Origin of the sequence: Streptomyces sp. WAC07094, assembly GCF_036320405.1 — a bacterium.
In the GTDB taxonomy this organism is placed as follows: Bacteria; Actinomycetota; Actinomycetes; order Streptomycetales; family Streptomycetaceae; genus Streptomyces; species Streptomyces lannensis.
Genome location: NZ_JAVMJZ010000001.1, coordinates 7,507,728 through 7,531,077 on the forward strand (window position 1 = coordinate 7,507,728; position 23,350 = coordinate 7,531,077).

The 23,350-nt window shown below is 67.8% G+C and carries 25 protein-coding genes; 7 read left to right on the forward strand and 18 right to left on the reverse strand.

The features are described 5' to 3' along the window. Nucleotides 1–120: 120 nt before the first annotated feature. The gene (locus tag RCR19_RS33615; RefSeq protein ID WP_331268526.1) at nt 121–495 is read left to right on the forward strand and encodes an AraC family transcriptional regulator; all 375 of its coding nucleotides are present in this window, start codon (nt 121–123) and stop codon (nt 493–495) included. 105 nt (nt 496–600) lie between these two features. Here RCR19_RS33615 and RCR19_RS33620 read toward each other — a convergent pair whose 3' ends face one another. The 3 genes from RCR19_RS33620 to RCR19_RS33630 form a co-directional block, all read right to left on the reverse strand. Then, on the reverse strand, nt 601–1,617 hold the full coding sequence (locus RCR19_RS33620; RefSeq protein WP_331268527.1) for an SDR family NAD(P)-dependent oxidoreductase: 1,017 nt from the start codon (nt 1,615–1,617) through the stop codon (nt 601–603). A gap of 712 nt (nt 1,618–2,329) precedes the next feature. Next, nucleotides 2,330–2,833: a DinB family protein gene (locus RCR19_RS33625; protein WP_331268528.1), complete on the reverse strand. Its 504-nt coding sequence runs from the start codon at nt 2,831–2,833 to the stop codon at nt 2,330–2,332. 91 nt (nt 2,834–2,924) lie between these two features. Beyond that, a complete protein-coding gene (locus tag RCR19_RS33630) occupies nt 2,925–3,086 on the reverse strand; it encodes a hypothetical protein (RefSeq protein ID WP_331268529.1) in 162 nt (53 codons plus the stop codon). A gap of 157 nt (nt 3,087–3,243) precedes the next feature. On the opposite strand from RCR19_RS33630, the gene RCR19_RS33635 reads away from it, so the two are divergent. Further along, nucleotides 3,244–4,281 (forward strand): questin oxidase family protein, encoded by a 1,038-nt coding sequence (locus RCR19_RS33635; RefSeq protein ID WP_331268530.1) that lies wholly within the window; start codon nt 3,244–3,246, stop codon nt 4,279–4,281. Nucleotides 4,282–4,424: 143 nt separating this feature from the next. On the opposite strand, the gene RCR19_RS33640 is transcribed toward RCR19_RS33635, so the two are convergent. From RCR19_RS33640 to RCR19_RS33650, 3 genes are all read right to left on the reverse strand, one after another. Continuing rightward, a complete protein-coding gene (locus tag RCR19_RS33640; protein WP_331268531.1) occupies nt 4,425–6,581 on the reverse strand; it encodes a hypothetical protein in 2,157 nt (718 codons plus the stop codon). 207 nt (nt 6,582–6,788) lie between these two features. Further along, entirely contained in the window at nt 6,789–7,346 is a 558-nt protein-coding gene (locus RCR19_RS33645; protein WP_331268532.1) for a DUF3291 domain-containing protein, read from the reverse strand. A 1,007-nt stretch (nt 7,347–8,353) separates the two neighbouring features. Further along, nucleotides 8,354–9,073, reverse strand: a complete 720-nt coding sequence (locus RCR19_RS33650; RefSeq protein WP_331268533.1) for an ISAs1 family transposase — start codon at nt 9,071–9,073, stop codon at nt 8,354–8,356. 30 nt (nt 9,074–9,103) lie between these two features. Here RCR19_RS33650 and RCR19_RS33655 point away from each other — a divergent pair, with 30 nt between their 5' ends. Further along, nucleotides 9,104–9,505 (forward strand): hypothetical protein, encoded by a 402-nt coding sequence (locus RCR19_RS33655; RefSeq protein WP_059131993.1) that lies wholly within the window; start codon nt 9,104–9,106, stop codon nt 9,503–9,505. 5 nt (nt 9,506–9,510) lie between these two features. On the opposite strand, the gene RCR19_RS33660 is transcribed toward RCR19_RS33655, so the two are convergent. From RCR19_RS33660 to RCR19_RS33670, 3 genes are all read right to left on the reverse strand, one after another. Further along, nucleotides 9,511–10,319 (reverse strand): IS5 family transposase gene (locus RCR19_RS33660; protein ID WP_331268534.1). Its coding sequence is split into 2 segments (ribosomal slippage): nt 9,511–9,980 and nt 9,980–10,319, totalling 810 coding nucleotides; the frame shifts between segments, so codons are not numbered across the junction. Between the two features lie 46 nt (nt 10,320–10,365). Further along, entirely contained in the window at nt 10,366–10,827 is a 462-nt protein-coding gene (locus tag RCR19_RS33665; RefSeq protein WP_331268535.1) for a transposase family protein, read from the reverse strand. A gap of 70 nt (nt 10,828–10,897) precedes the next feature. Further along, nucleotides 10,898–11,734: an alpha/beta hydrolase gene (locus tag RCR19_RS33670; protein WP_331268536.1), complete on the reverse strand. Its 837-nt coding sequence runs from the start codon at nt 11,732–11,734 to the stop codon at nt 10,898–10,900. Between the two features lie 71 nt (nt 11,735–11,805). Between RCR19_RS33670 and RCR19_RS33675 the strand changes: the two genes are divergently transcribed. Then, nucleotides 11,806–12,771: a helix-turn-helix domain-containing protein gene (locus RCR19_RS33675; protein WP_331268537.1), complete on the forward strand. Its 966-nt coding sequence runs from the start codon at nt 11,806–11,808 to the stop codon at nt 12,769–12,771. Here RCR19_RS33675 and RCR19_RS33680 read toward each other — a convergent pair. From RCR19_RS33680 to RCR19_RS33690, 3 genes are all read right to left on the reverse strand, one after another. Next, nucleotides 12,670–13,188, reverse strand: coding sequence for a transposase family protein (locus RCR19_RS33680; protein WP_331268538.1), 519 nt, complete (start codon nt 13,186–13,188; stop codon nt 12,670–12,672). The genes RCR19_RS33675 and RCR19_RS33680 overlap by 102 nt on opposite strands. Nucleotides 13,189–13,306: 118 nt before the next feature. Next, nucleotides 13,307–13,696 carry a hypothetical protein gene (locus RCR19_RS33685; RefSeq protein WP_331268539.1) on the reverse strand — a complete coding sequence of 130 codons (390 nt, stop codon included), beginning with the start codon at nt 13,694–13,696 and terminating at the stop codon, nt 13,307–13,309. Nucleotides 13,697–13,780: 84 nt separating this feature from the next. Next, entirely contained in the window at nt 13,781–14,173 is a 393-nt protein-coding gene (locus RCR19_RS33690; protein WP_331268540.1) for a nuclear transport factor 2 family protein, read from the reverse strand. Between the two features lie 120 nt (nt 14,174–14,293). Between RCR19_RS33690 and RCR19_RS33695 the strand changes: the two genes are divergently transcribed. Continuing rightward, nucleotides 14,294–15,103, forward strand: coding sequence for a helix-turn-helix transcriptional regulator (locus tag RCR19_RS33695; RefSeq protein ID WP_331268541.1), 810 nt, complete (start codon nt 14,294–14,296; stop codon nt 15,101–15,103). Nucleotides 15,104–15,148: 45 nt separating this feature from the next. Here the strand turns inward: RCR19_RS33695 and RCR19_RS33700 are convergent, their stop codons facing one another. The 5 genes from RCR19_RS33700 to RCR19_RS33720 form a co-directional block, all read right to left on the reverse strand. Beyond that, a complete protein-coding gene (locus RCR19_RS33700; RefSeq protein WP_331269628.1) occupies nt 15,149–16,207 on the reverse strand; it encodes an IS630 family transposase in 1,059 nt (352 codons plus the stop codon). Nucleotides 16,208–16,333: 126 nt separating this feature from the next. Next, the gene (locus tag RCR19_RS33705; protein ID WP_331268542.1) at nt 16,334–17,083 is read right to left on the reverse strand and encodes a reverse transcriptase domain-containing protein; all 750 of its coding nucleotides are present in this window, start codon (nt 17,081–17,083) and stop codon (nt 16,334–16,336) included. 800 nt (nt 17,084–17,883) lie between these two features. Further along, the gene (locus tag RCR19_RS33710) at nt 17,884–18,132 is read right to left on the reverse strand and encodes a hypothetical protein (protein WP_331268543.1); all 249 of its coding nucleotides are present in this window, start codon (nt 18,130–18,132) and stop codon (nt 17,884–17,886) included. Nucleotides 18,133–18,141: 9 nt separating this feature from the next. Continuing rightward, nucleotides 18,142–18,672, reverse strand: coding sequence for a hypothetical protein (locus tag RCR19_RS33715; RefSeq protein ID WP_331268544.1), 531 nt, complete (start codon nt 18,670–18,672; stop codon nt 18,142–18,144). Further along, on the reverse strand, nt 18,665–18,934 hold the full coding sequence (locus tag RCR19_RS33720; protein ID WP_331268545.1) for a hypothetical protein: 270 nt from the start codon (nt 18,932–18,934) through the stop codon (nt 18,665–18,667). Before RCR19_RS33720 ends, RCR19_RS33715 begins: the two co-directional genes overlap by 8 nt. Nucleotides 18,935–19,166: 232 nt before the next feature. Here RCR19_RS33720 and RCR19_RS33725 point away from each other — a divergent pair, with 232 nt between their 5' ends. Next, nucleotides 19,167–19,346 (forward strand): DUF6233 domain-containing protein, encoded by a 180-nt coding sequence (locus RCR19_RS33725; RefSeq protein ID WP_331268546.1) that lies wholly within the window; start codon nt 19,167–19,169, stop codon nt 19,344–19,346. Between the two features lie 593 nt (nt 19,347–19,939). Then, on the forward strand, nt 19,940–21,907 hold the full coding sequence (locus RCR19_RS33730) for a SpoIIE family protein phosphatase (protein WP_331268547.1): 1,968 nt from the start codon (nt 19,940–19,942) through the stop codon (nt 21,905–21,907). Between the two features lie 386 nt (nt 21,908–22,293). On the opposite strand, the gene RCR19_RS33735 is transcribed toward RCR19_RS33730, so the two are convergent. Then, nucleotides 22,294–23,262, reverse strand: coding sequence for a helix-turn-helix transcriptional regulator (locus RCR19_RS33735; protein ID WP_331268548.1), 969 nt, complete (start codon nt 23,260–23,262; stop codon nt 22,294–22,296). Between the last annotated feature and the right edge of the window lie 88 nt (nt 23,263–23,350).

The following is a 23,350-nucleotide window of genomic DNA, read 5'->3' on the forward strand; positions in this document are numbered from 1 at the left end:
CTGAACCATCTCGTCGACGAGGCGATGTCGACGCGGGTCGCCTCAGAACCGGCTGGCCGGCTTCACGCACGCCTGGTGATTCTCGAAGTGCTCCGGGCCGCGGTCCGAGACGGGGAGTCCGTGTCCATCGGATGGGCACGCGGCCTACTCGACGAGGCCCTTCGCCCGGCGCTGCGGGCGATACACGCCGATCCCGGACGCTCGTGGCGCGTGGAGGAACTCGCCCGACACTCGGCCATGTCCCGCACCGTGTTCGCCGAACGGTTCGCCACCGTGGTCGGGAAACCGCCCCTGGCCTACTTGACCGGCTGGCGCATGTACGCGGCTCGGCGTGCCCTCAGAGGCGAGGACGTGCGCGTCGACGAACTGGCCATGCGCCTCGGCTACTCAACGGCCAGTGCCTTCAGCACCGCCTTCCGCCGCGAAGTGGGCGAGTCCCCCCGCGCATACCGAACCCGCTTTACCGGGCACGAGGCCGTGCCCGCCGCCGGCTGAGAGCGCGCCACCGCGGAATCCCGACAAGGGTGTACCGCAGTGGTGGAACGACCTTAGTCATGCACGGGGCGCGGCCCTGTGAGGTGGCCCCCCGAAAACCGGGGTCTAGCGGATTCCGGTTCCGGGCACGAGGCGCTCGCTGAGGTCCCAGAGCCGGTCGGCGACGTCGGGGTCGAGAGCGTGGGGAACAACGCCCACCGAGGTTTTGCCTGCGACGGCGAGGGCCTGCAGATCGTCGGGCTCAGGGAGCGCGACGAGAGGGGAGACCTCGTTGTTCTCACCGTAGACGCCGCCGAGACCGGTCAGGCGCGGGTCGGTGGCCATCCAGGTCTGGGTGGAGGCGCCCTGCTGTGGGGTCTTCTTGCCGGCCTCGGGGTCGATGACCCAGTTCCCTTCCTCGTCCATGAGGTCCATGGCGCGGAGGATGTCCCGGGTCGCCCACGGGGACAGGTCGGTGCTCGGGATCGCTCCAGGGTGGACGGCGAACGCTTCGATGCCGTCGTCGGCGCCCCGGGCCGTGATTCCGACGGCGTGCAGGATGTTGGCGGTCTTGGACTGTCCGTAGGCGAGGATCCATTCGTAGCCGCGGTGCTCGAACATCGGGTCGTCGAAGACGATCGGGGACATCCGGTGGGCCCAGGCGGCAACGTTCACCACTCGCGCGCCGCCGGCGGCGGCCAGCGCCGGCCACAGTTGCCGGACGAGTTGGAAGTGGCCGAGGTGGTTGGTGGCGAAGTGCGCCTCGTAGCCGCGGTTGTCGCGGGTCAGGGGCACTCCCATGATCCCGGCGCTGTTGACGAGGATGTGCAGCGGCCGGCCCGAGGCGACGAAGCGTGCGGCGAAGTCGTCCACGGAGGCAGGCTCGGCGAGGTCCACCCGGGCGACCTCGATGTTGTCTCCGGCGCCTGCCAGCCGGGCCCGGTCCTTGGCGGGGTCACGGACGGGCACCACGACCTGGGCACCTGCCGCACTCAGAGCGCGGGTGGTCTCCAACCCGACACCGGAGTGGCCGCCGGTCACCACCGCGGTCTTACCCGTGAGATCGACGCCTGCGACGACCTCCAGCGCGGTGTTCGCCGCGGTGAAGCCGGAGCCGATCGGCTGCTGAACGGGAGAGTGCATGGTCTGGCCTTTCGGGGGCCCTCGGGGCCCATAAGTGCAGCGTGCGCGGCGTCTCCGCGCACTGCTCACACTAGGTTTGGGCCGTCCAAGGGGTGATCTTCCTGCGTTCGGATTTCTTTCGCCGTCGTCCGGAAACCGCAGCCGCCGCCTTCGTCCCACCTCAGGTCGCCAGCCCGAGTCACGTGCGCGGCCCACTGACATCGAGGACAGGCGCGGCACAGGTAGTGGGCTGCGCCGTGCAGATCACGTAGGAAATCCGGTGCCGCCTTGCCGCTTTGCTGCGATGGAAGGCGCCACGGATGGTTGAGCGTCTGGTCGAGGAAATCGTTGCGTGCTCGACGCGCAGACCGTGGTTGTCCCCGGCGCCAACGCTGCCGCACTGATCATCCCCAGCCTCGTTTCCGCGCTCGGTTCCGTCTCTGAGCAGTGATGCAGTCACGCCAGCGGCAGCAGCACCCTTGCCCTCTTCCATAAGTCGTCCGGAACGATCCTCCCTACCGTCCCTCAACATGCCGAGCACAACTGCCGACTGACCCCGCCCGGCCGCGCCTGAACGGCACTGTCCGCGAAGCATCGACGTCCTCGAGACCTTCCGTCGGACGGCTCCGACGCCGCGATCACTCCACCCATGGCGTGATCATTTCGTGGGGCTCGCATCTCGTCTCAGGTCCGCGGCCTCGGCGGGCCATGCCGATCTGCTTCGCCCGGCGGCCTACTCGCCGACCGCCCCGTCGACCGACTCGCGCAGCAGGTCAGCGTCGCCGTTGTGACGTGCGTACTCCTCGATCATGTGCGTAAGGACGTAGCGCAGCGAGATGACCTCGCCTCGGAACTGCACTGTGTCATCAAGGGACTTGAAGGCGTCGGTGACAGCGCGGGAGCCCTCACATGCTTCACGCCAGAGCGTGAACGCCTCGTCCACGTCGGCGTCGTCCACATGGAACTCGCCGAAGACACCATCGACCGCGGGCCACAGGGCCGCGCCCTGTTCTCCGCTCAGCACCGTACGGAACCAACTGCGCTCGACCTCGGCCGCGTGTCTGACAAGGCCGAGCAAGGACAGGCCTGAAGTCGGCACCGCCCTTTCCTTCAGCTGTTCAGCGGTCAGCCCCTCGCACTTCATGGCCAAGGTGGCGCGCTGATAGTCCAGGAACGAGGTTAGCGACACACGGTCGTCGGCCACCTTGGAAGGTGTCGTGCGCTGGTCATCACTCATCCGGCGATCATGACAAGGCATGGGCCCACCAGGCCACCTCGATGCGTGGACTTCAGCAGCTTGCGGAGTTTCTTCCGATTCTGCTGCACGGTCACGATGCAGTGCGCATCGTTGAGCAGGTACGCGCATGCTCGCGCTGGGCGTGCATCGTGTTGCCGGCCACGACCACGCCCGCCAGATCATCGATGGTCTCCGGCAGCGGCTGGAAGCACATGATCCCGTTGGTCCTCTCGGCCACGTCGAGCTGGGCCAAGGCTGAGCTGAAATGCCTGGTCAGCCGCGATGGCGTGAAGATTTGGATCTGGCGCTCGAGAGCGTGCCCGAACAGAAGGTCCTAAGTCCGGCGTAGGGGCGGGTCTGGATCCCTGGACCGATGATGGTGCGTCATCGCGTGGCTACAGTCAGATCGCATGGGAAACGACGGCACGCTCGACGAGGCCTACGAACGGCTACATGGGACCGGACCGGAATTTGAAGGCTGGCTGACCAATCACGGTCCCATGGCAGTGGAATCCATGGTCAGACGTGGACACGCGCGAGAGGTCCACCGCTGGTTGGACCTCTACATGAGTCGGCTGGACGATCGCCCCCGCGGCGCCTCGCCCATCACCGCCGCCGAATGGCGCACAGCGCTCGGGGACCCGCATCGTCTCGGTGACTGGCTTGCGTTCTTCGAACGAGAGATGACCGAACGGCCCTGGCGCGAGGTACTGGAGACGTGGTGGCCACGGCTTTTGCCCGGTATCGCGGCCGGTGCCACCCACGGGGTGATCCGTACTGGCCACGCCGTCCACGCCCTGCTGGACCACGAGGACGGACCGCGCTTGGCCGAGCTCGGCCAAGCCCTCGGCTACTGGGCGGCGCGCTGGCAGCGGGTGCCATCCCCCACCCCTTCCGGAACCGCCGACGCGGCGTCCGCTCTTGCGGGCGTTCCGCGCGTTCCCGACCAGACCGGGGGCATCAACCACCGGCTCGACCAGCTCACCAGCCTGACCGGCTGGCCAAGCGCGCTGGCCGCGCTGAGACCCGCCGAGGACGCCGGGGCGGCCCGGGACCTGCTGGCCGAACTGACGACGGCTGGTGCCCTGCACTACCTCCCGAACGCGCACGGCTCGCCCGTCATGCTGGTTCACGCGGCAACCGCACCCATGGCTGTGCTGCGTACCTTGCCCGCACTGCCCAGCGCCCAATGGGTCATGAGCCTGCACGCGGCCTGGGGGGCGAGCGCGGCCGTCGCCGCGGCCTACACCCCTGACGCACCCGCACCTCGACACACACTCCCCGCCGCACCCCAGTCAGCAGAAGAGACATTCGCCCTGGCCGTCCGCCACCAGGACGAACACGTCATCAAGCTCGCCGACACCTGTCTCGATGTTCACCAACGCACAGGGCGCCCGGATGCTCTCAGCGCGGTTATTCGTGCGACCGAACTGATCGACGAGCCCTGATGCCACCCCTTTCGGCTCTGTTCCCAGGTAGTTCCTCCGAGCCTCAGACCAACTCCACTTCTCGTCCTTGGTCGTTGCCGCTGGATTCCGGGCCGCACTTCTCCCGGCGTGGCAACGACCAGTTGTGGACGTACGCCACGGTCCTACTGGGTGAGGTCGGACGCTGACCGGACCGCCAGGCGGATGAAGGACGAGGGGATCGGGGTATGACGCAGGGTTTCGTCTGCGCGGGAGGCGATATGAAAGGTGTGGGACTCGCCTGGAAGGAGAGTGACCATGGAGGTGTCGACCATCAGGGTTTGCGGAGGAACGCCGAGGGGCGTGGCGAGGCGATCGGGGAAGACGCAGATGTCGCGTGTGACTGTCCGGGCCGTCACCGTCAGGTGAAGGACGCCGTCGGCGAAGGTATCGGTCACCTCGAGGACGGGCTGCGGGGCTGTCAGGGTGCGGTCGGTGCGGTAGGCCCATGTCGTGCGTACGCCATCCGCGTCCACGATCAGGAGCTCGGCGTGCGGGTCCGTCGGAGAGGCCACTGCCTTGTCCAGGGGAAGAGTGACTAGGGCGCCGGCCGGGCAGGACACTTCGAGGCGGGTACGGGCCAACTCGCGGCCGTCCAGGCCGATTCGTAGGACGTCGACCGTCGGGGCCCATTCTGCTGCCGTGTCGTTGACCAGCGTGAATGCCAATCCCTTTCTGCCTGTCGGGTCGTGCGTCGGACCGGGGGCGATGGGTTGCACGGTGGCCAGGCGCGGGGCGAAGGAATGGCGCAGAGCGTGCCAGAGCGGTTTCTCGATGCCGGCGACATCAATTGCGGACCAACTGATTGCCGGCCAGCAGTCGTTGAGTTGCCAGACGATTGCCCCTCCGCAGCGTTCCCGCGAGCGCAGCCATTCCACTCCGGCAGCGACAGCGCGGGCTTGCACCAGTTGAGTGGCGAAGTGCCAGTCCGCGCCCTCGGCGGGCGTGGGCATGTGCGGCTGGAGGCCGCGGGTCAGCTTGTGCATTCCGTCGATGGCCCGCAGGTGGTGGCGGGTCAGTGGGGAGGCGGGGCCGCGGGTCTCGCCGCCGAGCACCCGCTCCAGGGTGGTCCAGGCGGCGGGCCCGCACCAGCCCATCTCGGCGACGAACGACGGGTCGTGGTCCCGGTAGTGGGCGTAGTCCGCCTCGTTCCAGGCGTCCCAGAGGTGGCTGGGGCCGTGCGTGTCGGCCGCCGGGTCGGTGTCGAGGGCGCCGGATCGGTGTCGAGGGCGCCGGACCATGGGGAGTTGGGCACGTACGGGCGGGTCGGGTCGAGACGGGCCAGTACGTCGAGGTAGTGACGTGCGCCCCACCCTCGCTCGCCGATCTGGCCGCCCCATCCCCAGTGGTGTCGGCCCAGTACTGTCTCGTTGCCGCCGCACCACACCACCAGGCTGGGGTGCGGCGACATGCGGGCGACGGCCTGCTCGGCCTCGGCAGCGACCAGTGCCGCTGACGGCCTGCTCGGCCTCGGCAGCGACCAGTGCCGCGGTGGTTTCGTCCTCGCAGTAAGCGGCGCAGGCGAAGAGGAAGTCGTGCCAGACCAGGATGCCCCGGTCGTCGCAGGCGTTCAGGAACTCCTCGGTGGCGAAGTGGCCGCCTCCCCAGACCCGCAGCAGGTTGGCATTGCCGGCTACGGCCTGGTCGATGCGTTCGGTGATGCGTGTTGCGGTGGCGCGGCTGGTCAGGGTGTCGGGGCCGGCCAGTTCGACTAGGACGCGGGAGCCGGTGGGCGCGTCGACGCTGATGTGCACGGTGACCTCTGCACTGCGGTGGTCGTCGGCAAGCCGGATGAGCGGTCGGATGTGGTCGATCCGGCCGACGTACGTCTCCAGTCTGATATCGCGCCAGATGCCGGCGGTGACGTAGTGCGGCCCCCAGTCCCAGCCGAAGTTGGCCGCCGTCTTGCGGATGTGCGGGTACGGCTCGTCGTAGGGGGAAGGCAGCGGGCCGTGGTCGCGCTCGTGTGCGAGGGCCGCGTCCCAGGCGGAAGTGAAACGCACCTCGATCGTGTTGTTGCCGGGCACCAGCGCCTGGTCGACCGGCCACCGGTAGGCGAGGTGCTGGTCGCGGGTGGCGCCGACGTGGTGCCCGTTGACATACACCTCGGTTATGGTGTCGAGACCGTCTGCGACCAGGTCGGTGCGGGTGCCGCGGGTCGGTTTCCATGGGAAGGAACGGCGGTACGACCACTGGGAGCGGCCCACCCAGTCCTGTTCCAGCTCGCCGAGTCCCACGTCGGGGTCGGCCAGGTGGCCGACGTTGAGCAGTGCGGTGTGCACCTCGCCAGGCACCTGGGCGGGCAAGGAGGCCCTGCGGACCGTGGCCGGTGTGGTGTCCGGCCCGTCCAGCCAGCGGAGTTCCCATTCGCCGCCGAGGTCGTGGCGGGACGCCTTTCTCCGAGTACCACTGCTGGCCGGCCTTCCTCACCCGCCGCATCTATTCAATCGAGGCGTTTGACAGCGACCCCAGTCGTTGAGGCTTCCTTGTCAGCGAACCTGGTCGCTCTTCGGCCCGATGCCGTTGATCCTGGTCAAAGTTCCGTCCGGGGTGAACGAGTGGTGGAAGGTGAAGGCGTGCGGCGCGGAGCCGTGGTCGTGGAGGTGCTCCAGCCTGGAGACCCCGTCCCGCCAGGTGGGTGTCACGCCGTCGGAGACCCACCAGCACACGTAATTCGGGTGCTCTGTCCTCTCGAACCAGTCGTAACGCCTGTTCAGCGCCTCACGGTGCAGACCCGTGTAGACGGCGTCGAAGGCGGGGCGCAGGTCGGTCCAGAGTGAGAGTGTCGCGGCCAGGGCGGTGGTTTGCACCGTACGGCCCTTGCCGTACCAGGTCGGTACGGCGAACTCTCCCCATGCACCCCAGTCCGCCTCGAAGAGCATGCCCCGGTCACCGTCTGCCGCTTCAGCACGAGCGAGGTACCCGGGGTGCTGACTGACCTTCCGGTAGACGGCCTCACCACTTTCGTAGAACTCGCGCGTGAGAGGTGCGGGATCGGCGAGAGGCGACTTCAGGATGCCGAATGTGTACAGCGCAAGATGGGGCATACGTCTCTCCTTGGTTGGGGGTGCCTGGTGTGGACCCGCTTCGGTGGCTTACGCATGGGGACGAGGATTCGTGGAGGGCGACCAACTCATTCCGTCGCGGGTGGCTCGGCCTCAAGGAACTCCCGTGCGACCCTGGGCGATCGCCGAAGACCAGGTGAAGGTAGCTGCCTCCGCGGGCCATGTCGAAGTTGCGTTTTCCCTGTCCACGTGGCCTCTTCACCGGTCATTGCGGAGGCTGGGGCGGTGCTGGGCGGGGCAGGCTGCGAGGTACCAGTGATCCACTTCGGCCAATCGTTTCGCCCGCCATGCCCGTCCGCACCCCTTGTCCGACAGCGGCGAGTGCCGCCGAACGGGCGCGGTTGAAGAAGATGGCCTACGGTCACAGGACCGAGCACCGGGTGCGGGTGCGTGCGCGGGTGGTGCTGTACGCCGCGCGTGGACGCTCCCACGATGCATCGCCCGGGAGACGGGGCTGCATTTGGACACTATGTGCCGCCGGCTTGGCGGGTTCGTCGGGCCTGCCCGGGCTCGAAGACCGTAAACGCTGTGGCTGCCCCGCCTCGTTCGGCACCAACGCCCGCGTACGGGCCGCACTCGCGACCGTGCAATCCACTACGTGCTGGCCATCCGCGCGGACATCACCGCCCACCCATTCGACGCCCAACCGGTAGCCTCGAAGCGCCCGGGACCTGTCGATACCTGGCCTCGGCCCCGCTACCGTCAGCCCGCGCCCTCCGTTGCAGCCCTGGCCACCGAGACCGGACAGGAAGCATTCACTTCCTTCACCTGGTGGCTGGGTGCGCGAGGCGAGTTGGGCCCCCGCCGCCCTCTGTCGGCGACGGCTGAATTGTGAGCCGCTGCCCCTTCAGCCGTGCGACACCGCGCTTGACCGGTGCCCAGCACTTCGGCGTAGTCGCGCGACGTCCGGATTGTGATCAGCCGAGGTCGAGGAGTGAGAGGGGGCGGCGGGGCGCGAGCGTTGCGGCGGAGGCCGGCCGCGATGTTCTTCACGCTCGCCAGCTTGAGAGCGCCGATGTCGAGATTGCGCCAACTGGCCGGCATTCTGGGGCGTTGCCGGTCCGCAGCTGAGAGGCGTCCTCGGCGAAGGTGGTGTCACGTACGTGGTGCAGGGCCTCGACCTGCCAGTGGTCTTTGACCAGCTTGGCGAGCTGGGCGAGCGTGGCCTGTTCGGCGGTCAGACTGGTCACCGCGTAGACGGTCTTGATGGTGGTCCTGTCGGTCTTGCGGCAGGTGCGGCGGCGCTTGACCTGGATGACCTGCCGAGCTCCGGGGAAGTGGTGGTTGTTCACGGTGGCGACCTTGATGCGGCGGATTTCGGCACGACCGTGGCTGACGCCCCTGACCCGCTCCTGGAGAGGGACGTCGTTCCAGGGCACGGACTTGAGCTGCTTGTGGAGGTTCTTCTGGTTGCCCTTTACGAACACCATGTAGTGGGCCTCACGGGCCAGGAGGTAGTCGGCGTGCTCGCGCTGGGTGTGCAGGGCGTCGCTGGTAACCACCGTGTCGGCGAGGTCCGTGACGGCGCCCAGCAGTGGCTGGAAGCAGGTGATCTCGTTGGTTTTCTCGCCGACGTCGAGCTGGGCCAGGACCAGGCCACTGGCGTGGTCACGGGCGGCGAGCAGGTGAATCTTCCGACCGTGGGCCTTACTGATCGTTTCAGAATGCCATCCTGCGGAGATGCAGGCGGCCTCATGGAACAATCCCATCAGCCACGGGCTCAGGGGGGATGACGCCGTATGGAGCGTGTTGGGGCTGCACGGGACCTTGTGCTCGGCTACGTCCACGATCTAAACGCGATCAACGAGGCCATGAGGGTGGCGATTCCCTCGCTGGAGCGACTGGCAGATTTCCTCGGCCTGGCCCGTTCGCGCCGGATCAGCCGGAGTGGCCACGTCGGCACCTACTCCTACTCGGTTCATGGGGCAGGGTGCCGCTTCGAGTGCGACAACGGCGCTGAAGTCGATGTGGACTTCGCAGCCGACGGGAGCGAAGTCTTCGACCTTTGGCGGCTGCGCTGGTACGGGCAGAGCCTGCCGGAGCCTCTTGACGTCACGGATCAGGACCTGCAGGCCGCAGTGCGGTCCCTACAACCGCTTCTGACCGAGGTGCAGCCCGGGTGGTTCAGCGTGGCCAACTGATCGCTTCAGGATGAGGTTCGCAAGCGGCGCAGGCATATGAGGCTGCAGGCCAGTTCGAGCAGGCCCTGATGGAGATCGGCCCGTCGCTCGTAGCGGGTGCGGAGCCGTTTGAACTGGTGCAGCCAGGCGAAGGCTCGCTCGACGACCCAGCGCACCTTGCCCAGCCCGGAACCGTGGCCGACGCCGCGTCGCGCGATCAACGGCTTGATGCCCCGCTTCCACAGCAGGCGGCGGTACTTGTCAAAGTCGTAGCCCCGGTCCGCATACAGGCGCCGGGGCTTGCGGCGGGGACGTCCCCGGAGACCCCGGATCGACGGAACGGCGTCCAGTAGCGGCAGGAGCTGGGTGACGTCGTGCCGATTGCCGCCGGTGAGCGTGACGGCGAGCGGGGTTCCGTGACGGTCGACAATCAGGTGGTGCTTGGATCCGGGGCGGGCACGGTCGACGGGCGAAGGGCCGACATGATCCCCCCTTTGAGAGCCCGGACGTGCGACCCGTCCACGGCGCAGTCGTCCAGGTTCAGCAGACCGGCGCGGCGCAGCTCGGTCAGCAAGGCAGCATGCAGGCGCGGCCACACGCCGGCCTCGGTCCAATCCCGCAGCCGCCGCCAGGCCGTCACACCGGAACAGCCCACCGTCTCCGCGGGAACATCACGCCACGCGATACCCGTTCGCAGCACGAACAGGACTCCGGCGAGGGCCACTCGGTCAGGAACACGCAACCGCCCGGGATAGCGACGGCGCCGCTCAGGAGCGGACGGCAGCAGCGGGGCCACCCGCTCCCACAGGTCGTCCGGAACAAGATCAGCACGCACCCCAGACACCCTGCCGACCAAGATCCTCGAGCACAAGACCCGCAGCTCAACTCATTCTGAAACGATCAGTTAGTCGCGCCGCGCAGGCTCTTGCCGTCCACGGCCAGACCACGAAGCCCGGCATTCCCGGTCGCCTTCGGACGACGATCTGCCGGCCAGCGTCCGACGGCTCGGTCGCGCGCATCGGCGTCGACACGGGCCAACAGACGGCGAACCGTCGTCTCGGCGGGCAGAGCACGCTGGGGACGCCGAGCAGTCGGAGCACGAGTGCCGGGGCATCGGCAATCCACTCGCCGACCGTCAGCAGCGAGGTCGCTCCGGACAACACGGCACACGCAGCGAGCGCGAGCACGACGGCCAGCGGGTGACGTACCCCGCGCGCATCCCGCGGATCCGGCACCTCGGCCAGCCGCTCCAACAGGCCCGGAACCTCTGTGGATACGACCTCGGGCTGCTCGCGGAGCTGGTCGAGCGCAGGCGGGATCCGCGATGAAGTGTCGGCAGGCATGATCTTCCACTCGGATCACGAGGGCGTAGAGAACTCTTCACCGACTGCGGGAGCAACAGAGTGCTGTCACCTATCGAAGGAACGCCGCGGTGGTGGCCACGAACCGGTCCGCGTCGTCGAGCCAGGGGAAGTGGCCAGCTCCGGGCTGGACAATGAGCCGGGCGTTCGGGAACAGCCTGGCGAGTTCGGCCAGGGCGCGCGGCGGGGCACCGAGGTCGACCTCACCGGCCAGCACGAGCACCGGCGGTGCGAACCGGGCGAGAGAGGCACGAGTCGTGTCCGGGTCGAAAGCGCCTTCGGCGCCGAAGGCCGCTATGACGTCCATGTCCTGCTGCTCCTGGTCGGCCGCCTGATGTGCCCGTGCCGCCGCGTCCCAGCGCCCGTAGGAGAACGGCGCGATGGCCTGCCAATTCTCGACAGCGGCCTGGCCCGCCATGATTGCCTCCAGGGCCGCGAACGCCGCCGGGAACCACGGCTCGTCCCGGCGTAGCTGCGCGGTCTCACACCGGAGTTCGCCCGGGATCGCGACACCCACTGCCCGGACGCTCGCTGTGATCAGCGAAAGCGTGCGGACGTGGTCCGCATGGCGGGCCGCGTACAGCGCGGCCAAATTCGCACCGGCGCAGTGCGCGAGCAGGTCCATCCGCTCCAGGCCCAGGTGCGCACGCAGGGCCTCCACGTCATCGACCAGGCGATCGCAGCGGTAGCTGGCGGCGTCCTTGGGCACCGCGGACTGACCGGTGCCGCGCAGATCCAGCCTGATCAACTGCCGGTGCGCGGACAGCCCGCCGAGGTCGCCGAGGTATGCGGAGGCCGTCGGCCCTCCGGGCAGACAAACCACGGGCGACCCGTCGCCGACTACGTGGTAGGCGAGTTTGGTGCCGTCGTACGCGGTGAAGAAGTCCATGCCCGGCAGCCTGAAGGTGACGGTGAGCGTTGGCTATCGTTTAGCCACAGCTACACGATGGGGGCGGCCGGATGGCGGTCGAGATCAGGTTCACCGCGGCGTCGGTCGCCAAGGTGCGGTTCGCCATTTCGCCGCTGGGAGAGACGGTGCTGGCACTGCGGATCCTGCTGGGCACCGGCGGGCACGTCGTGCACCAGCCGTGGGTGCGCCAGGCGCGGCCGCTGCTTGCGGCCGAACGGGAGCTGCCGCTGCTGCGTGCACTGATCGCGGGACCGATGCCGTCGTTTCTCTTCCCGGTACCGGGAGAGCGGCTTCCGTCGATGGCAGCGGAGTTGGACCTGCTGCGGGCCACGGAGGAGGACTTCTTCCGGCGAGAGTACGGCGCGGTCCTGCGCGTACCGGCCGAGGAGGCCCCCGAGCCGGCGGCGGTGCTGCCGCAGCTGGCGGAGGCGCTCCTCCGCTGCTACGAGCTGGTGATCGCTCCGTACTGGGGTCGGATGTGCACGGTGCTGGAGGCCGACATCGGCAGGCGGGCGCTGACCCTGGTGGACGGCGGGGTGCAGGCCCTGTTCGGGGAGTTGCACCGGGACATCGCCTGGGACGGTGGCCAGCTGGTGGTGCACGGCCGACGGGCCCCGCACTCCGTCTCCACGGTGGACACCGGCGGACACGGCCTCGTCGTGCTGCCCAGCGTCTTCAACTGGCCGAACGTAGGCGTCGACAAGTCCCCGGTCACCGCCGCGTCGATCCGCTATCCGGCCATGGGCGTCGGCCTCCTGTGGGAGCCGTCCCCACCCACACTGGCAGGCCTGGCCCCAGTGCTGGGCCACACGAGGACGGCGCTGCTGGCCGCCTTGGCCGAACCCCTGACGACCCCGGCCCTGGCCACACGCTTGGGCGTCACCCCCAGCGCGGTCTCTCAACACCTGGGCGCGCTACGAGGGGCGGGCCTGGTAGCGACACACCGCAACGGCCGCACCGCGCTCCATCTGCGCACGGAACGAGCGACCCATCTGTTGGGCATCACCTCTCCCTAGGGCCGCTGGCTGCGCCGCCGCCCCGCCACGGGATCGCCCGGCCAGCCAGGTACCGATCGCGGCATCCAACGCATCGCCATCAATCCTCTGGAGCACGCTCCGCACGGTGGCCTCGGCCGGGGCTGCCGGCCCGGTGTCTGGTTCCCGGCCCGACCCGCCAAGCCGGATCAGCAGGTCGGGCGGGGCGTCAGCGGCCCACTCCGCGATCGCAGCGAGCGAGCAGGCGCCGGCCAGGACCGCACATGCGGCCAAGGCCACGACGAACACCAGCGGATGGCGACACCCCCGGCGGCAGTGCGGGTCGGGCACGGCGGCCAGAAGAGCAAACAGTCCGGCAATCTCCCCGGACGAAGGCGGGGCGACACCGACGAGTTGGCCCAGGCCGGGCGGGATGGGCGAAGATGAGCAGGCAGGCACAGGTGGGCCGGGGTGTAGGGCTGTGCGTGCAGCGGGAGTCCGTCGACCGTCGTCGGCGACCGGATCGAGGTGACGCGGTGACTGTCGCCGGCGCGGCGCTACAAGCGTCGCTGAACTGTCATTCTTTCGCGGTCGCGAAGAAATCGAGGTAGCAGCGCCCGAGTTCGCCTGGTGCCTCCAACGGGTTGTTGTGCCCCGCCTGCTCGATCACCACAGGTGTGACGTGCATTGCGACTTGAGCCATCTGCTCCCCAGGCTCCGCGGCGAGGTAGGCGCGCCCCCCGACGGCCAGTACCGGGCATTCCAGCGGGACGGCGAACTGCGGTCGGTTCTGATCGGCGTCGGTCTCGGTCGCCCGGTACAGCTCGAACACCGCGTGGTTGCCGCCCGGTTCTTCGAGACCTCGGGTGTATTCGTCCTCGTCGACGTCCGTGTACGCACTCGGGTCCCACATGATCCGCCGCATGAAGTACGTCCAGAAGGCGCGTTCCCGGCCGGCGATCAGCAATTCGGGGTAGTGCGGCAGGCTGAAGAACGAGCGATGCCAGCCGGTGCGGGGGCCTGAAACGCGAAGGTCATCGCAGGACGTTCCTCAGTGGCGGGCGGGGTCGAAGCCGTCCGGGGCGCGGTCGAGGAACCCCGTGACCGACACGATGCGTCCATCGCCGACGATGGTGAGTACGTCGGTGCCTTCGGCGAACGACTCCTCGCCGACCCGGATCTCCCACTGCAGCCGGGCACGGTCGTGGTGGACATCGGGCTCGGTTCGGGCGCGGAAAGCGTACGTGCCGACGTTGGCGGTGAACTGCTCGGTGAAGCCGATCAGCGCCTCGATGCCGCTCATCACGCCAATCGGTGTGACCGACGTGACGTCCTCGGTGAAGATCTCGCTGCCGACCCGGCGCTGCTCGGACGGGTCGGTGTTCCAGAACCGCAGGTAGTGCTCGACAGCATCGGCGGTCAGCGGCGTGGCGGCGTCGGTCATGTGCTGCTCCTGGGTGTTCGACAAAATCGGGAATCCTCAGGAGCGTGACACCGATACCGCGGCCCGTCGATTACCTCGGAGGTAGTTGTCTGCCCGGGCCCGGTCAGGCAGCCTGCACCCATGACCGTCACTCAAGAGCCGGTCGGGGATCTGGTTCGTCAGTGGCGCGAGCGCCGCCGCCGTTCACAACTCGACGTCTCGATCGCCGCGGAGCTGTCGGCTCGACACCTGAGCTTCATCGAGACCGGTCGGGCCAGCCCGAGCCGGGACATGATCGAACGGCTCTGTGAGGAGCTCGACGTACCCTTGCGCCACCGCAACGAGCTCTACCTCGCCGCCGGCTTTGCTCCCAAGTACGCCGAACGACCACTCGCAGACCTCGGTGTTGCGCAGGCCGCTGTCGACGCGGTGTTAACCGGGCACGAACCAAACCCGGCGATGGCGATCAACGTTCGGTGGGAGCTGCTGGCCGCCAACCACGCGATGCAGGTCTTCCTCGGAGGTCTGGACGGGCGGTTCCTCGATTCCCCTGCCAACGTGCTCCGTGCCATGCTGCACCCGGACGGGATGGCCGCCCGTATCCGCAACTACAGCCAATGGCGAGCCGCGACCCTCCGCCGCGTGCGTCGTCAACTGGAGCGCACCGCCGCCGAAGGCTTGGCCGAGATACTCCAGGAGCTCGAGTCCTACCCGACGCCGCCGGGTCAACCCGACCACGGTGTCACGATCCCCGACAACGACCTCGTGACGCCGACCGTGCTTGCGACCGAGCACGGCGATCTCTCCCTGCACCATGCGCTGACTGTCTTCGGCGCCGCCCGCGACGTGACCCTCGACGAGATTGCGATCGAGACGTTCTTCCCCGCTGACGCGCAGAGCGCGACGCTGCTGAGAACCCTCACAGCTCGGGTAACCCGCGGGACAACCTGATTGCCGGTGTCACCAAGGTTCCGCCCCGCAACAACTAGTGGCTCGTCACGCAGCCTTGGCCGGGTATTGGGTCCACTGTCGGATCGGTGAGTCGGGGGCGAAGTTGGTCTTCGGTTCCGCGTGAGTGTTGCGCCAGCGCACGTAGGCGGCGATGGCGGCGTTCTGCTCGTCGTGGCTGCGGTGGTCGGTGGCGTTGAGTGCGAAGTAGCGCAGGGCCGCGAACTCGGCCTCGATCCAGTTCAGCCAGGATCCGTAGGTCGGCAGGAAGACCAGCTCGACCTCGTGGTCGGCCGCCCAGGTACGGACCTTGGCGTGCTTGTGCGGGGAGAAGTTGTCCAGCACCACATACAGCTTCTGGCCGGGCCAGCGGGCCCGCAGGGCCTTGAGCAGGCCGAGGAACTCCCGCCAGCGCTTGCGTGGGCGGATGCGGTAGTACAGCTTGCCGGTGGCCAGATCGAGGGCGGCGAGCATGTGCCTCACACCGCCGTAACGGTTGTAGGTGGCCCGTAACCGGCGCGGACGCCTCACCGGACCCCATGCCTTGCCCTTGCGCGGCATCAGGTTGAGCGGGCCGAACTCGTCGACGCATATCACCCGCCCGTCCGCCGGTGGGGTGTCGTAGAGGGCCAGGATGCGGTGCATCTTGGCGATGAACTCCGGGTCCGTGGACGCCTTCCACGTGGTGGTGGTCTTCCAGGAGACCTTGCCACCGCGCAGGATCCGGCGCAGGGTCTCCCGGCTGATGGCCGCGGTCACCTTCTGCCTGACCAGATGGTCGGCGAGCTTGCTCAGGCTCCAGGTGGAGAACGCGGTGATCTTCCAGTCGGCGGGGGACGTCCGGGCGATCAGGCAGATGTGCTCGCGCACCTCGTCATTGATCGTCTTAGGGCATCCCCCGCTCCAATTTGGGTCCAGCGCGTCGAACCCCCGCTCGTTGAAGGCGTGGATGACCTCACGGACGTAGTCCTCGCCGACCTGCATCAGCGTGGTGATGTCCTTGACCGTCTGGCCCTGCGCGGACATCAGCACCACGATCGCCCGGCGGAGTTTCACCGGGTCCTTCGCGGTGCGGCTGATCCGCTGCAGCCGGCGGCCCTCCTCCATACTCACCGGCCGGACGAACACACTCGGCGGGCGTCCCACAACCACCTCCAAGATCAGGTCTTGGAGACAGTCTGCTGGCTCACGAGCAGCGGGTCGATTACCCGGCCAAGGCTGCGTGACGAGCCACTAGAAGTTCGGGTCGCGATGGGGGCACTTCGCGTGGTGCTCCTCGGAGACCCAGGCGGTCGTCGTCACGGGCGCACCGCAGTCGGGGCACTCCTCGCTGAGGATGCCCGCCTTGAGGAACGCCTTCACCAAGGTCAGGACGCGTTTGTCCCCGACGCGTGCCCGCACCCGCTCCATCAGGGCGGTGTGTGAGATCTCGTCGAAGCAAGCTTTGATATCGCCTTCCACGATCCACTCGTACTTCTTGGACGTGAGCAGGCGTACCTCGGCCATCGCGTCATGAGCCCGGCGGTTCGGGCGGAACCCGTAGGAGCACGGGAGGAAATCCGCCTCGAAGATCAGCTCCAGCACCAGCTTCAAGGATGCCTGCACCACCCGGTCGGTGATCGTCGCGATCCCAAGTCGGCGCAGCTTGCCACCCGACTTGGGAACCATCCGCTCCCGCACCGGCATGGGCTGGAAACTGCGGTCCTTAATCTGCGACCGCAGCGCGTCGAGGAACTCCTCGACACCGACCCACAGCGCGATGGACGACGCCGTGCGTCCGTCCACCCCGGCCGTGCGTGCACCCTTGTTGCCCCGCACCCGATCCCAGGCCACCAGCAGGAAGCCGGGATCGGCAACGAGGTTGAACAGGTCGTCGAACCTGCGATGAGGATCATCACGAGCCCAAGGGTTCAGCCTGGTCCGGATCTTCAGTACCCGGCGCTCCGCCTCATACAAGGCGCGCTCCAGCTCGTCGGTGTTCACCGGCGACCCTCCCGACATTCCAGTACTTCAGCCACTGACTTGCTGGCCCCCTTGGCCCTGCGACCGGCTTTCCCGGTCTCCACGACGGGTCGTTACTCCCGCGACTACTACGGGGCCTCCGCCCCACCCACGGCCATCAGTCGGCAACGGACCTGCCCACCACCGAACTGGCTGCCCGGCGGCTCGGGCGACCGCGGATGGTTCCCACGTTCACCACGCAATCGATCGGTCAGGGAGGTGCCCAGCTCTACTCCGGCAACATCGCCACGCCTATGCCGCAGGCTTTCAGCGTGGCCTCCCCACCGGAACAGGAAATCCGGCTTCGGAGTTGACCCGCCCGTCCGAGGACGAGCACGTCACGCGATGCCCACCGGCCCGCATCCACCAGGTTTGAGCCGGCTCACTGCTTACGGAGCTTCAACTACTGGTTCGCTCTCGCTACACCTTCTGACCTCGCTAGACGGACCCGCACCGTCCGGTAGTCCCGGCACGTCCCGCCGTTGTCGGGGCCGCTTGCCACCCTCCCCGGCGTTCCCCAGATCAGGCTGCCCCCAGCTTCATCAAGCCGCTGCGACGGCCCGGCGGTGTCGGCCTTCCACCTCCACTCGATTACGCGGTACTTCGTGGCGCACTCCTGTGTCAGGGAAGGTTGAGCATTCTCACCGAAGTCTGAGTGGTGGCTGAATTACAGGGCAGGGGCTTGAGGCCCTGCCGGTGAGGCCGAGACGACTGTGCACGAGGGGGTGGGGAGGACCACTCGAACACTCTCAATCTCGGGATCCCGCCGTCCGACCGGACGGTCACTTGATCGCCTTCACCGTCTCGGAACGGACCTGGAGCGTGGTCCTGGCCGCCGACTTCAGGTCCAGATCAGCGTTCGCGGTACCGAAGGTCATCTCGGCCACCAACGCCGAGGTGTTGCCATCCGCCCAGGCGCAGACCGGGTGGGTGATTGTCAGGGAGGGCTGCTTCCGGCTGAGCACCTCGCAGCTGATCCTGACGGCCGCCCCCGGCGGGGTGACGTCCTTCGGCGGTACGGCCACTGTCACACCGGCGGCCTAGCCGTCGCGCTTCAGCGCGTTGAAGCGGGTCTCGTCCATGTTCTTGAGCCGGCCGTAGAGGCCCGAGATCAGCAACGCGCCCCTGGTCGGGTCGCCGCCCAAGCTGTACCGCCCTACGACGCCGTGGGTGATCTTGGCGTCCCAGATGCCCTTTGAATCCTTCTCGATCTTCCGGCCGAGGGAATCGGAGAGGTCCTTGGTGAGCTCGTAGCGGCCGTCGAGTAGCGTCCTGGGCAGCGTGAGGGCGAAGTTGGCCTCTGGAAAACCGCTTTCGGTTTTCACTCCGATCATGACGAGCGTCAGCAGGATCGCCAGGATGACCACGAACACCCCGCCCGCGATCCCGATCACCAGGCCGACCCGGCTTTTCTTCGGGGGCGGCAGGACCATGGGCGCCCCGTCGCGCCCGTAGTCGCCGACTGTCGCGAAGAACTTCTTGCGGCCCGTGGCCTCGCGCCCCCACCAGCCGTTCATCACCCGGCGGCCGTCGAGAAGCAGGGTGAGGCGGTAGCGGCCGGCGTCATCCATGAACGGCACCCGTTCTGCCGAGCACGGTCGGCGCGGCCAGTTCGGACAGTACGCCGGGAGTGTGGCCTCGGCAGAGACCGACCCACCGGGGGTCGGCCGTCGTGCCGACCACCCAGGCGCTAAGGCAGGTGTCGCCGCAGATCGCGCAGCCGGTCAGGAGCGCGAGGTGGTCCCGCATTTCCTTCCATGAGGGGGAGGCCGGCGCAGGGTCGAGGCGGCCGGTGTCGATGTCGAGGCGCTGCAGCAGCTCGTTCACGTCCATGACGTCTCCTTCCGTTGCCCCGAGGTGGCAGTGGAAAGCCTACGCCGTAATATCGAACACGTGAACGATCGCGCACCGTCGAGACTCGATCTTCTGCACTTCGCACGCCGCGTCGTCGTCCAGCAAGCCACGGCTGCCCTCGCGCAGATCGACACCTGGATCGCACAGGAACAGGAGCGCGAGACGCGCCAACAGCAAGCCGCCGAGATGAGGCCCTCCCCCGGAGTGGGTGGTGGAGCGCGGCCTGCAGAAGACGAACCTGGTCGCGGTACACACGGGCGACTGCTGGACCGTACGGAAGAGCAGCCGATGCATCGGAGTCTCGCGGTCTCAGGCATTGGATGCGCTGCGTCGACAGGTTCCGGCGTGCACACACTGCCGGCCGGACACCGCGCTGGGAATTCTCGACTGAACATGCCGCCAGGGGCAGGTGCCCCCCGCGCGCGTGGCATCACGGGGGGGGCAGTACGTTGCGCCGACATCGAGGGCGTAGCCGGCAGCCGGGAGAGCATGGAACACCCGCGGCCAGCGGGCTACGTTCGGCGCAACTTTTAATTGTCGGCGCGGGTCAGTGAACCCGCTACGGCGACACCCCAGAACGGTCAGGTGGCCTGGAAGCCCCAGCCGTCCTGGGGCGACCTTCCGCTACATCAAGCGTGACGCCGACCACGTGCCGTCGCATCTCGATTCTGGGAGCACGTCTCCCACCCCATTCGGTGTGGCGGGACGAAGGGTGGGATGCGTGCTCTGCCTCGACTTCCACCCTGTCTGACCTGGAAGGACCCACCAGGCCGCGTGGAGTCGAGCCCATCTTGACCCGGCAGTGTCGGGCCTCCAGACGGCTGACTCGTACGCCCGTGATCGTCCGAGACCACCTCCTGTCCGCTTTCGGGTACACGACAGCAAGAGCCAGGCTCGCTCGCGCAACCTCGCCTTCTCAAACGTCGCGGCTAGTGCGCGAGGATGGCAGAAGAGGCAGTTTTCGCTATGGCCAGGGAGCCACGGATGGACGCCTCAGACGAACTCCTTAGAAAGCATGACCCGGCGGCCCTTCTGACGCTGGACGGTGTCATAAGCGATCTCAACGCCGCGATGGCCTCGGTGCTGGATAGGCCAGCGGAGCAATGTCTGGGATGTCGCTTCGGTGATCTGTTGCCCGCGAGCCAGCGGATGTCGGCCGAGAGTCTCGTGGGTCATGCCGTCAGGGCGAAGACGGTCGCCATGCGGGTGCTGGATTTCCCCGGGCCGGGCAGAGCATCCGTTGCATGTTTGATCGAGGCTCGGCAAGTGAAGGATGCCGCGACTGGCGAGCATCTGGTGTGGGTGCATTCGCTGGACGCGCGAAACGACCTGACCAGTCTGTTGATCCCGTTCCGGATGGCTACCACGGCCGGCGACCTCGGTCTGTGGATGTACTCGTCCCGTGAGCACAGTCTGGAGTGGCTCGGTGGCGCACCTGCCGTGGCCGACCTCTTCCCAGATCCCACTGCGCCCCTGTCCCGCGTGATGCCGTCAGTCCATCCTGATGACCGGGGAGCCTTGCAGCAGCTGGTGAGCTCGGTCTCCGCACGATCCCCCTGGACCAGGCTGCGCTACCTAACCGAGCACGATGGCTGGCACGAACTGGCCGCCCAGACCCTTCGGATCCAGTTGGGGTATGGCGGCCCTGAGCGGATCTTCGGGGTGGTCCGCGACGACACTAAGTACGAGAAGCGGAAGAAGAGGGCGCGGGCAGCGCTGGCTGCCGAGCGACAGCGCGCCAAAGACACGGCCGACTTCTCCTCCGCTCTGATCACCGCGGCCACCGAGCAGGAACTGCAGCAGGTCGTCCTGACCCGGCTCGCCGCAACCTTTGGCGCCTGTGGAGCCTTGCTCGCACTCGTCGACAACGGCCGACTGCGCGTCTCTACTGATGCCGGGATAGCCCTATGGGAGGTCGCGACCACGCACGGCCTGCCGCTTAACCATCCCAGCCCTATCCCTGAGGCGATCCGCACCGGCAAGCCCCAGTTCATCCTAGGCCGAGAGGACTACATGAGCCGTTGGCCACACGGGGCCGGATTCCCGCGGATCGGCCGACTTGGCTGCGACTACGCTGGCACGATCACCCCGCTCAGCGAGGCAGGCAATCCACCACTCGGAGCCTGGGCAATGGCCTACGGCAACGGTTACCAGCCGTCCTTGGACGAGCAGACCCTCATGAGTACTCTGGCCGACCTGGCAGGCCAAGCACTGAAGCGCATCAGGTCACAGCAGGCACGAGTCGAGCTGGCCACGGCACTGCAGCAGACCATGCTCCCCACGCTGCCCCAGCACCTTCCGGGGCTGGAGGTCGCCGCCCGCTACCGGCCCTGCCACGGCGGGCTGGACATCGGCGGAGACTGGTACGACGCTTTCGTGATGCCCGGCGGCAGCATCGCCCTGGAGATTGGCGACGCCCAAGGCCACGACGTGAACGCCGCCGCCCTCATGGGACAGGTGCGCCTGTTCATGCGCGCAATCGCCGACGAGGAACGGAATCCCGCAACCGTGCTGACGCGCACCAACGAGCTGGTCCTCACGACCGCTCCGGCACGGTTCGCCAGCTGCAGCCTGCTGCACATCGACCCGCGAAACGGACAGGTCACCGGCGCCAGCGCTGGGCACGTGCCGATCCTCTGTGCACGCAGGGACGGCAGCCACACCGTCCGCCAGCTGCCAGGCGGACCGGTGCTAGGAGTTGTGCCTGACGCCGATTACCGCGAGGAGACCTTCACCCTGGACAAGGACATCGCACTGGTCTTGGTCACCGACGGAGTGGTCGAAGGACCGGGCCTGACGCTGGAAGCCGGACTGGAACGAGTCGGAACACTGGCCGGCGCGGCCATCCGCGACGGACTGAATGCCGAGGAGACCGCCGACCGCATCCTCGACTCCGCGGTCGCAGTTGACCACCTCGACGACGTGGCCGTGCTGGTCATCCGACGTACGTGACTGAAGGTGTCGCCACCCCGACGCGCCCCCCGTATGAGCGGGGCTTGATCAAGTTCCGTAGGTGCCCCGTTAGTTGGTGATGCCCAGGGGGCGTGCTCGTTGGGATTCGTCGCGGAGTCGCCCGGGTGGTCTTGGTGGGTGCTACCAACGATGGCCGGAGCAGTCCGCCGCGACCACCCGCTGTCCGGCCCGCCGTCGGCCGCTCCCGGCTCCTGCGCACAGGGGACCAGGCGGGGCGCTGGCCGCCGGAAGCGCAGGGAGTACCCGCGCGACAACGCCGCCCATACAAGCGAGAACGACTTCGGTCACCCGACGCTGATGACCGTCTCCCGGCTGAGGGACCGGCGACTCATGCACCGGCATCTGAGTGTCCCGGGTCGCGTGGGTCAGCCCGCGGCCGCGGTGTTGGCCCGGGTGGCGGGGTCCGCCCTTTCCGTCTGTCCCTCGGGATGCGGCTGCTGCAGCCGTGCTGTCCAACTGGCGAGGAGTTTGAGGCGGTCCTCCGAGAGGGTGCCCGGCTCGGCCGTGTAGATGATCAGGTCGTGGACGGCCCGTTGAGGCAGGGGCAGGTTCAGGTGGCGGAAGGTCATCTCCAGACGGCCGACTTCGGGATGGTTCAGCCGCTTGGTGCCTTCGTGACGGATTCGGACGTCGTGACTGGCCCACATGGTGCGGAAGTCGGGGCTGAGCGTGGACAGTTCGCCGACGAGTTCACGCAGGGCCCGGTCGTGAGGTTCACGTCCGGCTTCGGCGCGGAGCACCGCGACCGTAGCCCTGGCGCCTTCCTCCCAGTCGACGAAGAAGTCGGGGGAGCCGGGGTCGAGGAAGAAGTAGCGGGGGAAATTGGCGCAGCCCCGGTCGCTGGTGGTGTCGCTGTCGAACATCGGTGAGTACAGGGCCCTGCACAGCGCGTTGCTCGCGACGATGTCCAAACGGCCGCTGCGTACGAAGGCAGGGGCCATGGTCATGGAGTCCACCATCCATTGGACGGGAGACGGGATCTTGACGTCCTTGCGGCGGGGCGACCTGCGGCGGGCGGGACGAGCGGCTCTGGCCAGATCGAGCAGGTAGGTGCGCTCGTCCTCGTCGAGGAGCAATGCCTTCGCGACCGCTTCCAGCACCTCCTCGGAGACGCCACCGATGTGGCCCTTCTCCAGCCGCGTGTACCACTCGGTGCTCACGCCTGCGAGGGCCGCGACCTCCTCGCGGCGTAGCCCCGGAACCCGGCGGCGCCGACTGGTGGGCAGTCCGACCCGCTCCGGGGCGAGCTTGGCGCGTCGGCTGACGAGGAAGTCGCGGATCTCCGAGCGGTTGTCGGTGGGATCACCGGTGCGGTTTTCGGACCGAAGTTCCATTCGTCCACGGTACCCGTGGCCCGGCGGATAGAGAGAGGTTGTGTTTATACCCCCCATAAACGCGACCTTGCCCGCCTTTGACGGTGCC